This is a genomic window from Marinomonas sp., assembly GCF_965225885.1.
Lineage (GTDB): Bacteria > Pseudomonadota > Gammaproteobacteria > Pseudomonadales > Marinomonadaceae > Marinomonas.
In genome coordinates this window covers 710,286-724,892 of the sequence record NZ_OZ245329.1, presented here as the reverse complement: position 1 = coordinate 724,892, position 14,607 = coordinate 710,286, and the positions used below count along the sequence as shown (strand labels likewise).

Below are 14,607 nucleotides of genomic sequence, written 5' to 3'. Positions count from 1 at the left end.
GCAAAAGAACGATAATTCTTTTTAAACTTTCATCTCAAATAGTATTATACCATTTAAAGACGATGTTATTTAACGAGCTTGCTGGGTAGCCAGTATACGCCTTACGAATTAGCCTAAAGTGAGTAATAGTTAACAATGGAAAATACTAAAGTCGTTGAAACTTCGGACTCTATTACTGATGTTCGAAAAGGAGTTCAATCAGTCGATAGAGCTTTTGATATTCTCCAAGTATTTCAGCACTCTGAACGCCCATTAAGCGTTAAAGACATTGCTCATGTGACTGGTATGGCTTCGCCTCAGGTACACCATTATTTGGTATCACTCACTCGAAGCGGAGTGATTCAACAAAGGTCTGGAGGTCATTACGAACTGGGCGAATTTGCACTGCATCTCGGCTTATGTGCACTTCGTCGTTTAGAACCCGTCGAATTGGCGGTAGAAGCTGGACGAGAATTCCGAGATAACACTGGCGAGTCAACATTCATTTCATTATGGGGCTCTCATGGGGCAACGATCATTAGATATTTTGACGGCTTCAATCCTGTTTCGGTTGAAGTACGAACCGGTTTCACGATGCCTCTTATCGAATCTGCAACAGGACATGTATTTCTAACATGGCTAGATGAAAAATTAACAAAAGATCTCATCACTCCAAACAGCGGCTTTGACCTTGAAGAAGTTAAATTAGCGACTAAGAGAGCGGGACTAGGTCATGTGCATGGTGATTTGTTACCACGTATTTCAGCCTTAAGTGCACCCGTCTTTGACCGCGATGGACAACTCGCGTTTTCAATTACAACATTAGGCTGGATTGACACCTTCGATGACTCACTAAATGGCTCTTTAGCCAACAAATTACGTGACACCAGCAAAAAATTATCTAATGCACTAGGACACCAAATAGAAACTCGCTGATACTATTGACTAAACAACACTTCAGGCTCAAGCCAATATCTCGGCCTGAAACGCTGTTTAGTAGAATATCCAAACTATTTAATGAACATCCATGGTCAAGTAAAGGGTTAAAATTGGGAAGGTAAATAACACAACGATCCGCAAGATATCCGCGACAATAAACGGTGTAACGCCTTTCCATATCACCCGAATATTTATATTTTCAGTTAATCCTTTAATAATAAAGAGGTTCATCCCCACCGGTGGCGTTATGAGCCCAATTTCCGTTGCACATACTAATAAAATACCAAACCAAACAGGGTCAATCCCCAGAGACTGAATTAATGGAAAGACTATTGGGATAGTGACAAAAATCACCGATAGTCCATCCATCACACAGCCAAGAATAAGGTACATCAGCAGCAGCAGGATCAGTACGAGCATTGATGAAAGCCCCATATCAGCGACATAGCCAACAATTAAATTGGGCAGATGCGTTCGCTCAATGAAGGCATTAAAAGCGGCCGTCCCAACAATAATGAGAAAGATCATCGCCGTCGTTTTCGCCGCTTCTTCTAGCGCACTAGGAAGAAAAGATAAAGACCTATGACGTATAATCGCAGCGAGTAGACCGCCAAAAGCACCGACAGAAGCGGCTTCGATAGTAGAGAACCAACCAGTGTAAATCCCACCAAGTACCACACCGAACAACAAAATAACCTGCCAAACAGCGCCTAACTGACGCATTCGAACGGCCATTGGCGCCTTTTTTTCAACCGGAGCGGCTTTGGGATTACGCCATACAGCATAACGTACGGCTCCAAGATACAACAGCATGCCAATGAAACCTGGAATCAATCCGGCAATAAATAACTTTCCTATCGAAGTGCCGGTTAAAATACCGTAAATCAATAAGATAATAGAAGGAGGAATAAGAATACCAAGCGTACCACCTGCGGCAATCGCACCCGCAGCTAAACCATCATCATAACCACGCGCACGCATTTGTGGCATGGCAACACGTGTCATCGTTGCAGCCGTCGCCAATGATGAACCGCAAATAGCCCCAAACATGGCACAAGCCCCAATAGTCGCCTGCGCCATTCCACCACGCCAATGCCCAACTAAAGCATACATGCCGTCATACAGCTTTTTGGATAAGTCGGCGTAGGTTACAAATACCCCCATTAAGATAAAAAGAGGGATGACCGAAAAACTATACGGAAATACACTGTCAAATGCTGACGCAGCGAAAGTCAAACCAACAGGTTTTAGACCGGTCAGTAAAATACCGCCGATCAAACCAACCGTCGACATTGCTATAGCAATAGGAACACGAAGAAAAACAAGCAAAAGAAGACAGGCAAAGCCAACACCTCCCCATGCTTCAATAGCGACTGTCTCAAACATCAGAAGGCCCACCTTTAATACATCTAAAAAAACTAAGCCCCAGTTGTAAAACGCACACTAACCAACTCAGCGCCATGCCTCCCAACAATAAAGCCCAATAATAAATCATCGGAATGGAGGCATTTTGCGAAACGTCACCATAACGTTGCACTCGGGAAGCTTGAATCCAGCCATACCATAAAAGGATACTGATAACGAAAATACTCAGCAGCAATGCAAACATCTTCAAAATAAGATCTGCTCGGCGAGATAATCGATCATCATATAGCTCAACCGCGACATGCGCTCCAGTTAGAAAAGCTCTAGGCATAGCAAGATAGGCAAAACCAATGACGGCTAATTGAGTCACATCAACTAGGCCAAAATATCCGGTATTAAAAAATTTTCTGGCAATAACATCTATTACCGTTAGAAAAATAACACCAATTATCAAAATCCCGCCGAACCAGATAGGAAGCCGGGTCAAAATATTCAATAACTTCATAAACTTACCTCTTAAAAGCTATATGGGCTCTCATCGAGCCCATATAATCGCTTTTTACTCGACAGTACTTAACCGACGAGCCTCTGCAATAAGTTCTTTTCCATTAGAACACTGCTGACTTAAATCTGATTCAAGCTGTTTTACTGTGGCAGCCGTCGCATCAATCCAAGTTTTACGTAAAGCGGCATCCGGCTTAATTACTTCACCACCCGCCTCAGTAATCTGAGCAGGTCCGCCCTTGCCCCATTTAGCCCACCAAGCAGGAAACTTCGCTACAAGCTTGTCTCCAGAGATGGAGTCGATGGTTTTTTGCACGCTTTTTGGCAAACTATCAAATTTGTCTTTATTCATAACGAAATAAAAAGGCGTTGTATAAGCACCTATTTCAATCGCATTGGTAGCCACTTCCGTAATACGAAATTCTCGTAGACCAGCCCATGGCAAAACAACACCGTCTAATGATTCGGTCTGCATGCTCTCATACACTTGACCTGGCGGCATCCCAACTGGAATACCGCCCAGATCTTTAATCATGGCCGCAACATAAGGAGACGGTACTCGAATACGAAGGCCTTTTATATCTTCAGGCCTTTCAACTCTTTTACCGCCTGTAGTTGCTAATACGCCAGGATCATGAGTCATTAAGGCCAATACTTTCACATCATCATATTCTGACTTTAAAGAGTCTTTATATAATGTCCAAAGCATCGTGTTTGCTTGTTCACCACTGTTTGTCAGGAAAGGTAATTCCATAACTTGTGAACATGGGAAGCGTCCACGGGGAATACCTTGTAAGCCAAAGGATATATCAACGACACCGTCCAGCACTTGATCCCATTGCTTATTAATACTACCAAGAGCTGAACCACCAGACTGAATATCTACTTTTACTTTACCGTCTGTTTTGGTTTCAAGCTCACGCGCCCATGGCTCTAAAAAATCAGTATGTAAGCCCTGAACAGGCGGCAAGTAGTGAGACATTGTTAAGTTAATATCGGCAGCCTGAACAGGCTGAATTATAGTGAAAGCTAGTGCTGTACCGCATAGAAAAGATTGAAATTTCACTGCAAAACCCTCTTTGATTTATTATTGGTAAATGCGTTTATTTTATGTATAGTATTAATTAAACCTTGTCTGGTTGGCAAGGAAAAGATGATTTAGATCAAAAAAAACATCACTTTTTACACGTTTTACCAACTTAATTTTTTGCCTAGATTAACTGACTATTCTCTACCAAGCGTTAATCAGAAATAGTCGAAGCTCACAACATGAGACTCATCTAAGGCAAGAAATTAAGAGGAAAAACGGCATCAAAAGGGTTTGCTGATTTAGGTCCATCATCAAAAAATAAACATTTATTCAGCGTTTAAACGAATTTTAATAAAAGGCTAGCACTAAGAGCCATAGACTCTCTTGATACTCTCCTCTTATTTAGTCGTTCAATATGGCAGAGACACATACTATGAAATATATGCCCGGATTTGGTAATGATTTCGAAACGGAAGCACTTCCTAATGCTTTACCGCAAGGCATGAACAGTCCACAAAAATGTGAGTATGGACTGTATGCAGAACAGTTATCTGGCACAGCTTTTACGGCACCTCGGGGGCAAAACGAACGTTCGTGGTGTTACCGAATTCGGCCGTCAGTAAAACACACAGGGAAATTCCAGAAGATTGGAATGCCCTATTGGAAATCGGCCCCTTGCATTGACGAAGACATTATTAGCCTTGGTCAATATAGATGGGACCCTATTCCATATTCAGAACACGAAACCAACTTTATTTCGGGCATGAGAACCATCACAACAGCGGGGGATGTTAATACTCAAGTCGGCATGGCGACTCATATATACATCGCTACCAAAAGCATGGTGAACGAATATTTCTACTCAGCCGACAGTGAAATTCTCGTCGTGCCTCAAGAGGGTCGTCTACGTTTTGCAACAGAGCTGGGGATAATAGACATAGAACCCAAAGAGATTGCCATCTTACCCCGTGGACTTGTTTACCGAGTGGAGGTGTTAGAAGGCCCTGCTCGTGGCTTTGTCTGTGAAAACTATGGCCAAAAATTTGACCTACCTAACCGTGGCCCAATTGGTGCAAATTGTTTAGCAAATCCACGAGACTTTAAAACGCCAGTGGCGGCTTTTGAAGATAAAGATGTAGCCTCCAAAGTGACGGTGAAATGGTGTGGCCAGTTTCATGAAACCATGATTAATCACTCTCCATTAGATGTCGTTGCGTGGCATGGCAACTATGCTCCATGTAAATACGACCTAAGAACATTTAGCCCTGTTGGCTCTATTTTATTTGATCATCCTGACCCATCTATATTCACTGTACTTACCGCTCCATCAGGAATCGAAGGGACTGCAAATATAGATTTTGTCCTGTTTCGTGAACGCTGGATGGTTGCCGAAAACACCTTCAGACCACCTTGGTATCACAAAAATATTATGTCTGAGCTCATGGGCAATATTTATGGTGTCTACGATGCTAAACCAGATGGTTTTATCCCTGGTGGAATCAGCCTTCATAACATGATGCTGCCCCATGGGCCAGATGCACCGGCTTTTGAACATGCCTCAAATGACAAGTTAATTGCCGAAAAACTAGATAACACCATGTCCTTTATGTTTGAGACTCGTTTCCCTCAGCACTTAACACCATTTTCAGCGTTAGAAGCCCCACTGCAAAGTACATATCAAAACTGCTGGGATGCCATTGAAAAGAAATTCGACGGTACGCCAGGAACAAAATAAATAGGCCCTTTCAAAAGCCAAAGAGGATATTACTCATATGAAATTAGCTACTTTAAAAAACGGCACTCGTGATGGTGCGCTCGTTATTGTATCCACCGACTTAACGCATTACATCAGTGCCGCACATATCGCACCAACATTACAATACGCTTTGGATAATTGGCAAAGCGTTGCACCAGAGCTTGAACAGATTGCCAAACAGCTAAACGCAGGCGCTAGCCAAGATGCTATTCCCTTTGTTGAGACCAATGCAATGTCTCCTTTACCACGTGCTTATCAATGGGCAGATGGTTCGGCTTATGTGAATCATGTAGAACTTGTTCGTAAAGCGCGCAATGCCGAAATGCCGGCCAGCTTCTGGACAGACCCTTTAATGTACCAAGGTGGCTCAGACGCATTCTTATCACCACGAGACCCTATCTTTGTTGCGGATGAAGCTTATGGCATAGATATGGAAGGAGAGGTCGCAGTCATTGTTGATGATGTACCAATGGGCGCATCCGCAGAGGAAGCCGCCAACGCTATTCGCCTTATTATGCTCGTTAATGATGTTTCATTACGCGGTTTGATTCCTCAAGAGCTGGGCAAAGGCTTTGGTTTCTTTCAATCAAAACCTTCTTCTGCTTTCTCTCCAGTAGCTGTAACACCAGACGAACTTGGCAGTGCGTGGAAAGACGGGAAGGTACATCTACCCCTATGCGTTGACTATAACAACGAAGCATTCGGTCGTGCTAATGCAGGTATTGATATGACATTTGATTTTGGAACATTGGTGTCTCATGCTGCCAAAACTAGATCTTTAAGCGCCGGTGCTATTATTGGATCTGGTACTGTCTCTAACAAACTCAATGATGGCCCAGGAACACCGATTAAAGAAGGTGGCGTCGGGTACTCCTGTATTGCAGAAATTCGTATGATTGAAACCATTCACTCAGGCAAACCGAATACAAGTTTTATGAAGTTTGGCGATACCGTTCGCATAGAAATGAAAGACCAAAATAATGCGTCTATTTTTGGTGCCATTGAGCAAGTTGTAAAGAAATATGAGTGATATCATTCTCTACGATTACTGGCGTTCATCTTCTAGTTATCGATTAAGAATTGCGCTTAATCTATTGGGAGTAAGCTATAAGACAGTCGAGGTGAACTTACTGGATCAACAGCAAAAATCCACCGAGCATCTAGAAAGAAACCCACAAGGTCTAGTCCCTGTACTCGAAATAGATGGTCAGCAGTTTACACAATCGCTAGCCATATTAGATTATTTGAGCGTAACTCGTAGGTTATTCCTTTATCCAGACGACGCGGTTGAACGTGCCAAAATAACCGCTCTTGCGCATGTTCTGGCTGTAGATGTTCACCCTATTTGTAACTTGGGTGTTCTTACTCAACTTACAGATATTGCCCCACAAAGAGAGCATTTACGAGAAGACTGGATGAAGCATTTTATTTCCAACGGATTAACTGCCTTTGAAGCGCTCTTATCCGATGTAAAGCAATCTCCGTTTATTGGAGGTAATAAGCCAGGTTTAGCTGAAATTTGCCTTATTCCACAGCTTTACAACGCGGATAGATGGAAAGTCGATTATTCTAACTGCCATAAGATAATCGCCATTTCAAAAGCCTGCGACCATTTAAATGCCTTTATTGATGCTAAACCAGAGAAAGTACATATAGGTTAACGAAAGCACTCAATTAACAAAATCTACAAGGACGTAGATATTTTTGCATGCTAACAACATCTATCCTAGCTATTAAGGCTATCACAGTCTTAATCAATTGAACCAAGTAAGCACTTCTTATAGAATCCGGTCATACATAAACGCAAAAGGGATGCTTGTCATGCGGTCAGCTCTATCAGGTCTTCACCTCATTTGGATGAGTTTGTTAATTCTTTCCAGCACGCTACATGCTGCGGATTTTTATATCTCTGATGTCAGCGAGACCACTCAGGACAACGCGCCCGCATTGATTATTCGCTTTACCGATTCGATTGACCCTCAAAGCGACCTAAGCAAATCCATTTCTGTAACACCCAATCCCACCACTGGCAATATATGGATACCGCAAAATAATGGTCGCCAATGGGTACTGCCATTTGTTGAACCCAGCACCGAATACACCATTAAAGTCGACGCCAAACCAAAATCGCTTGCGGGAAAAGTGCTGACCGAGAAAGACAGTGAAGGCAATCTTCATAGCTTTGAACGAACAGTTAAAACCCGTGAAATCATTCCCGGCGCCAATTTTTCAGGTAACGGAAGCTTCTTAGTTGGCAACATTCAAAATGGCATTCCAGTTACTGTCATCAATCAAAAATCGGTGGACTTAGATGTATTTCGGGTTCGTGATGACGCTTTAGATCGTTTTCTTGATGAAACGTCTTTCCAGGGAATGAATGATTACTACAGCCTCAATCGGTTAAAAAAATACGCCGACCTAGTTCACTCTGCACGCTATGAAAATGATGCAAAAGCCAACCAACGTAAGACCTACAATTTAAACCTAGATCCTGTCTTAGAAAAAAATGCTCCGGGCATTTATGTCGCGATCATCCGCAAGCCGGGAGATTATGACTACGCCTACGATACGGCGGTTTTCACCATCACAGACATCGGCTTACACGCCAGAAAATACAAAGATTCTTTGGTGGTTTACAGTCATTCCATTGCTTCTGCGAAACCGATGTCTGGTGTGAACTTACGCTTTTTATGGCCAAAAACAGATAAACAAGCGGCGCACGATCAAGCCGCCACAAGTGGACAAGACGGCAGCTATCAATTATCGACCAATGACTTGCCACAATCCGTGGTTGCTCGCCATGGCGACAGCATTACCTTCTTAAAATTAGACCGAGACGAATTAGACTTATCCGCCTACCCAAATGTACCAAGCCTGCATCGTAATTATCAGATGTTTATGTACGGCCCACGAGATCTTTATCGTCCCGGTGAAGAGGTGTCGATTAATTTATTACTGCGCGATTTTGATGGCCAAAAAGTCGCGAATTTACCACTGCAAGCCAAGCTTTATGATGCTCGTGGCGAACGTAAAAAACAGTTCACTTGGCAGCCCGACAGCACCAATCTTTATCAAACGGGCTTCCAGTTAGGCGACAACGCACCAACCGGAAAATGGCGTCTTGAAGTCAGTATTAACGATGAATATGTTGATACTTACTGGTTTCAGGTCGAAGATTTTTTACCGGAAACCCTGACGCTTTCCTTTTACGATGATGTTCCTAATCAAACTCGCTATGCTCCCATCAATAGCAAATTTTATGTTCCCATCCAAGGCGATTATCTTTATGGCGCTCCCGCCGCAGGTAATAATGCCGATGCCGTTGTTACTGTCTCGCCTTCAACCACGCCGTTTCCGTCGCTAAAAGATTATTACTTCGGCAATGCCAAAGAAAAAATCAATGGCCGCACGCTGAAAACCGATGCAATCAAGCTGGATAAAGAGGGCAAAGGGGTGATTTCCATCCCCGATAATTGGGCCAACACGCCAGTGCCATTGCGCTACCTTGTCAGCGCCAGTGTTTACGAAAGTGGCGGCCGCCCAATAACTCGCAATCAGAACATCATACAGTTACCAGACTTCAAAAAATTGGTTGGTATTCAACCATTATTTAAAGGCCGACCTGCGTCTAATGAAACGCTGCAATTTAAGCTACTAAGTGTCGATCAAGAAGGGGAGCCGGTTGCTGACAAACTCAGTGTTCGCCTGTCTCGAAATTACCGCGAGTACTTCTGGGAATACAACGAATCCCGAGGCTGGTATTGGAATTATCAAAGCCATATTTATACCGTTGGTAACGAAAATATTGCCGTCAAAGATGACGCCGTCACCGTTGATTTCCCTGTGCAATGGGGCACGTATATTTTGGAAGTCACCTCTGAAACGGGAGCGAAAAGCACCTTTGAGTTTGAGACAGAATGGAGTTGGGATAACCAAAGCAGCAGCAATTTAAAACCCGACATGTTGCAAATGTCGTTGGATAAAGATCACTACGAGCCCGGTGATAAAGCAACTTTGCGTTTAACCAGCCCAGTGGCTGGCGATGGCATTATCAATGTGGAATCCACTAACGGCGTTCAATACAGCCTGCATAAGAACATCGAAAAAGGCACAAATGAAGTTAGCATCGATGTACAACAAAATTGGAATCGACACGACTTATACGTCACGGCGATGGTGTTAACGCCAGCGGACCAAGTCACCGAAGTGGCGCCAAAACGCGCCTTAGGGATTACCCATTTATCTATCATTCGCCCAGATGCCATTGCCGACGTAGAGCTGACCACCGAAGAAAAAGTTCAGCCAAACAAAGTAGTTAGCGCGCATATTAAGATAGCGAATGTATCAAAACTTGGGAATCAACCGCTTTATGCAACAGTCGCCCTTGTTGATAAAGGTGTGCTAAATATTACACGCTATAAGTCGCCACAACCTGAGCAGTATTTCTATGCTCCGCGTCGCTTTGAGTCGGCGTATTTCGATATTTATGGCAAGATCATTAATAACCTAGGTTATGACATGATCCGCCAGAAATTTGGTGGCGACGCGTTTAATGAGTCTGATGCCGAGCTCAGCCGAGGCGGTAAAAAGCCAAAATCTGATGTGCAAATTATCTCCTTCCTGAGTGAGCCGGTTGCTCTTGTCAATGGCGAAGCCGATGTCAGTTTTGATCTGCCTAACTTCAATGGCAAATTGGAATGGATGGTCGTGGTCTATGGCGATCACAGTTACGGCAGCACGCACAAAGAAATGATTGTCGCTGACAAGCTTGTCTCGCAAATTGCCATGCCGCGTTTCCTTGCGATGGGTGATAAGAGCCAAATCAGCATTGATCTACACAACCTTTCCGATGCTAAGCAGACATTTGATGTCAGTGTAGAAGTAAATGGCGCTGTCATTAGCAAAGGTTTGCAGCAAAGCCTAGAGCTTGCCGATAAAGAAAAAACCGTGCTTTCTATTCCTATCACAGGCGCGGACAGGGAAGGCCAAGGTGTCATCACACTTAATGCCACCAATGGTGACGACATCAATATCACGCGAACGTGGCGACTTGGCGTGCGTAGTCCTTATCCTTGGTCAACAAACCAATTACGTGCGACGCTAGAACCGGGTGAGCAATGGAAGCCGAGCTTTGATATCAGTTCATTGCGAGACAGCAGTGTTCAAGCGATGTTAACAATTTCCAATCGCCCTGCGATCAACTTTAGAAGTCAATTCGAAAACCTATTACAATATCCTTATGGCTGTTTAGAACAAACCACCAGCTCGACCTATCCTTGGCTATTGTTAAACGAAGACATGGTCAGTCAGCTCAATTTGGATGACAGTATTGAACAAGAATTCAAACAACCTTTTAGCGAAACCTTCCGCCTAAAACAAATCCAGAACGGGATTGAAAAGCTTAAAGCTAAACAGTTGAGTTACGGTGGCTTCGGCTACTGGGATTCGAGCAGTTGGGAATTTCGCTGGGGCACCGTTTATGCCACGGAGTTTTTAATCGATGCGCGTAAACAAGGCATTGTCATCGATGACGATATGCTGAACCGTGCGATTAAACGATTGACCTTCTTTGTCAATAATAATCCTGAAAGCGATATGTGGAGCGAAAGCTCTGATTATTATCAGTTCTCCTATCGCGCTTATGCCGCGTTTGTCTTAGCGAAAGCGGATGCTATTAGCTTGAGCTTCGTTCGTAGACTCTATGATCAGGCAATGACAAATAACGACGGCGTAATTGCTTCCAGACAAGGTAAATCAACACCCTCTTTAGATGAATCTGGTCTTGCTTGGATGCACTTAGCGGGCGCTCTGCATCAGTTAAATGACACCTCTAGAGCTCAAAAAGCACTAGAGCAGGCCCTAAAGATTGACCGCAAACAATATGCTTATTATCGAGATTACGGCTCTATTGTGCGCGATCAAGCACTTAGCCTTGCGGTGGCATTGGAGCTCGGACTGGACGACGGAGATCTAGCCGATAAGATGATTGATAGCCTACAAAGCAAACGTTGGTTCAGTACACAAGAGCGCATTGCTTTATTGAAAGTTGCTCGTCAATACGCGAATAAAAACAGCAGATGGTACGCCACTATCCAGTTATCATCGAGTGAACAGTCGCTAGTAAAAGAACAGGCATTCAACTCTGTATTTGATGCCGACAAGTTGCGTCAGCTCAAAGGCATTACCGCACACGACCAAAAATTGTATGTCAGCCTGCAATACCAAGGCGCACCTAAAAACACCCCAAAGCCATACAGCGAAGGGCTGCGCATTAGCCGACAGTATTACGACCTAACCGGCAAACCGACGACGCCAACCACATTAACCAGTGGCGATTTGGTCATTGTGGAATTAAATGTTTCCACAGTTGATGATGACTTACGTATTCCAGATGCCTTGGTAGTTGACCTTTTACCAGCGGGTTTAGAATTAGAGAACCAAAACCTAAGCAACGCCAGCGTCGATTTGGATAGCATTATGATTGACGAAAAGCCGCTTGGTAGCTACTTCCGTGAAAATAACCTGCTGTATCAAGAATACCGGGATGATCGATTTGTGGCTTCCGTAAGCCTTACGAATCGTTCGGTGAAAAAGCTTTACTATCTGGCTCGCGCAGTCACACCGGGGACTTATCAGGTCGCGCCACCCTTTGTAGAAGATATGTATCGTCCTAATTACCGTGCCATTGGTACGTCGATGAATATCTTGGAAATACTGCCTCGTTAATGGCTCGTTTTAATGGTCGATTCCGGTTATGGGCTTATTTGCCTATCGCCGGAATACTGTTGTTTTTGTCTTTCTTATTATACGACTGGATTGTTCCGGTCGATTTAGAATCCCGCTCTCTGAGTCAAACGGTTCTCGCTGAGGATGGTTCGATTTTGCGTAATTTTGCCGATGAAAACGGCGTGTGGCGCTTTCCTGTTACCTTAGACGATGTTTCCCCAAACTACTTAGAAGCGCTCATCACTTACGAAGATCAATATTTTTACCATCATCCCGGCGTTAATTTTTTTGCTCTCATTCGTGCCACTTGGCAATGGATTAGCACAGGAGAAATAGTCTCTGGCGGCTCAACGTTAACCATGCAAGTGGCTCGCATTCGTTACCCAGAACCCAGAACCGTATGGGGAAAGCTCAAAGAGATCGTCCGTGCTCTGCAATTAGAGTGGCATTTTAGTAAAACCGACATACTTACTTATTACCTCAACCATGCGCCTTTTGGTGGCACCTATGAAGGCGTTCAAGCCGCTTCTTTGGGTTACTTTGGTCATAAAGTGAAACAACTCACTGACGCCCAAGCGGCTCTCTTGGCGGTTTTACCGCAAGCACCTAGCTATTATCGACCAGACCGACATAACGAACGCGCCCAACAAGCGCGAGATAAATTAATGCGCCGCTTAGTAACACTGAAAGAATGGTCCACCGAGCGCTTAAACGATGCGTTAATCGAAGATATTCCCGCTGTAACCAAACAAGACTATCAATCTGCACCCTTGCTCGCTCGCAGGTTAGTGACACACAACAAGTCGCCCCAGATAGAAACTTTTATACACTCTCAATGGCAAGGTCAGATCAGCAATTTGCTCAGAAATTATGTCCATGGTATTGGTCAGAAAGTTTCGGCAGCCGCATTGGTTGTCGAAAACGAAACAGGCAAGGTGAAAGTCTACGCGGGATCAGCCGATTTCAACGACAGCAGCCGTTTCGCTTATGTGGATATGGTGCAAGCCACACGCTCGCCAGGTTCAACACTTAAACCCTTTATTTACGGTATGGCACTGGATGAAGGCTTAATTCATAGCGAAAGTTTATTAATGGATGTGCCACTCAAGTTCGGGGACTATCAACCCGACAACTTCAATGGTGGCATCAGTGGACCAGTATCCGTCACCCATGCCTTGCAAAAAAGCCTGAATATTCCAGCGGTGCAAGTATTGGAACAGCTCAAGCCCATTTATTTTTTCTTAAAAATGAAAAAAGCAGGCATCGAGTTGAAACTCCCGACCGGAGCAAAGCCTAATTTGGCAGTGGCTCTCGGTGGAGTTGGCTCTGATTTAGAAGATCTTGTCTATGCCTACACCAGCCTTGGAAACAAAGGCCAAGCACAGCATCTGCGTTTTAGTACCGAGGATAAACAATCACAACAACCGCTGTTGAGCAATGGCGCCGCTTGGATTATTCGCAAAATATTATTAGATAATCCAGACTCTGTTTCTGGCTTAGCGGTTAAGACCGGCACAAGCTATGGATTCCGCGATGCGTGGGCGATTGGGGTGAGCCAACATTATACATTAGGCGTTTGGATTGGCAGACCCGATGGTGTTCCCATGCCCGGCCATTACGGTCAAGTTACCGCAGTGCCGTTATTAAACAATATTTATCAACGGCTCAATGATCGACGCCCAGATCCTCTGATGCCCGACAGCGTGTCTAAAGTAGACATATGCTGGCCACAAGGTGACATAGTTAAAACGGTTTGTGAGGAGAGCCACAGTGCTTATATTCTTGACGGCACCATTCCTAAGACTTGGTATAACACTGCGGCACTACAGCAGCCATTCAACCAATCTGAATTTCAATTCTGGCAAGCAGATGATTCCAAGTTACGAGTCAATATAAGCTGTCAGGTTAACGCCAAACGTCATAAGGTAACCGTTTGGCCTGCGCCCTTGGATAATTGGCTAAGCTTGGAACAACGCCGATCATCTCGGATACCGAGCTGGGATCCTAGATGTGAAACAACAGGCAATCTAGTCAGTCAATCTGCCGTGCGTATCTACGGGCTTGCAAATCAAGATGCGTTCCAGCTACCGAAGCAACAAAACCGAGAAATCACCATTTCTGCGGAAGGAGGCGAAGCGCCTTTTTACTGGTTTTTAAACGGCGTGTTGCTACCCGACCAGCAAAGAAAAACCACATTAAAAGACCTAAAATCCGGCAACTATCAACTCACGTTAATAGACCAAGCTGGCTCAAGAGACCAAGTCGAATTTTCGGTTCTTCTCTATTAGAAATAGAGATCTATATCTTC

The 14,607-nt window shown here is 44.2% G+C and carries 9 protein-coding genes; 6 read left to right on the top strand and 3 right to left on the bottom strand.

What is annotated here, in order from left to right; genetic code table 11:
- Positions 1-135 precede the first annotated feature (135 nt).
- Positions 136-915 carry an IclR family transcriptional regulator gene (locus tag ACO05V_RS03275; protein WP_421847459.1) on the top strand — a complete coding sequence of 260 codons (780 nt, stop codon included), beginning with the start codon at positions 136-138 and terminating at the stop codon, positions 913-915.
- A gap of 78 nt (positions 916-993) precedes the next feature.
- Here ACO05V_RS03275 and ACO05V_RS03270 read toward each other — a convergent pair whose 3' ends face one another.
- Genes ACO05V_RS03270 through ACO05V_RS03260 form a run of 3 tightly spaced genes read right to left on the bottom strand, consistent with a single transcriptional unit; the run spans position 994 to position 3,853 of the window.
- Positions 994-2,304, bottom strand: a complete 1,311-nt coding sequence (locus ACO05V_RS03270; RefSeq protein WP_421847457.1) for a TRAP transporter large permease — start codon at positions 2,302-2,304, stop codon at positions 994-996.
- Positions 2,297-2,788 carry a TRAP transporter small permease gene (locus ACO05V_RS03265; protein ID WP_421847455.1) on the bottom strand — a complete coding sequence of 164 codons (492 nt, stop codon included), beginning with the start codon at positions 2,786-2,788 and terminating at the stop codon, positions 2,297-2,299. The genes ACO05V_RS03270 and ACO05V_RS03265 overlap by 8 nt, the downstream gene beginning before the upstream one ends.
- A 54-nt stretch (positions 2,789-2,842) precedes the next feature.
- Positions 2,843-3,853 (bottom strand): TRAP transporter substrate-binding protein, encoded by a 1,011-nt coding sequence (locus ACO05V_RS03260; RefSeq protein ID WP_421847453.1) that lies wholly within the window; start codon positions 3,851-3,853, stop codon positions 2,843-2,845.
- Positions 3,854-4,232: 379 nt separating this feature from the next.
- Here ACO05V_RS03260 and hmgA point away from each other — a divergent pair, with 379 nt between their 5' ends.
- From hmgA to pbpC, 5 genes are all read left to right on the top strand, one after another.
- Positions 4,233-5,552, top strand: coding sequence for a homogentisate 1,2-dioxygenase (hmgA, locus tag ACO05V_RS03255; RefSeq protein ID WP_421847451.1), 1,320 nt, complete (start codon positions 4,233-4,235; stop codon positions 5,550-5,552).
- A gap of 37 nt (positions 5,553-5,589) precedes the next feature.
- Positions 5,590-6,603: a fumarylacetoacetate hydrolase family protein gene (locus tag ACO05V_RS03250; RefSeq protein WP_421847449.1), complete on the top strand. Its 1,014-nt coding sequence runs from the start codon at positions 5,590-5,592 to the stop codon at positions 6,601-6,603.
- On the top strand, positions 6,596-7,234 hold the full coding sequence (gene maiA / locus ACO05V_RS03245) for a maleylacetoacetate isomerase (RefSeq protein WP_421847447.1): 639 nt from the start codon (positions 6,596-6,598) through the stop codon (positions 7,232-7,234). Before ACO05V_RS03250 ends, maiA begins: the two co-directional genes overlap by 8 nt.
- A 160-nt stretch (positions 7,235-7,394) precedes the next feature.
- Entirely contained in the window at positions 7,395-12,299 is a 4,905-nt protein-coding gene (locus tag ACO05V_RS03240; protein ID WP_421847445.1) for an alpha-2-macroglobulin family protein, read from the top strand.
- Entirely contained in the window at positions 12,299-14,587 is a 2,289-nt protein-coding gene (gene pbpC, locus ACO05V_RS03235) for a penicillin-binding protein 1C (protein WP_421847443.1), read from the top strand. Before ACO05V_RS03240 ends, pbpC begins: the two co-directional genes overlap by 1 nt.
- The last annotated feature ends 20 nt before the right edge of the window (positions 14,588-14,607 follow it).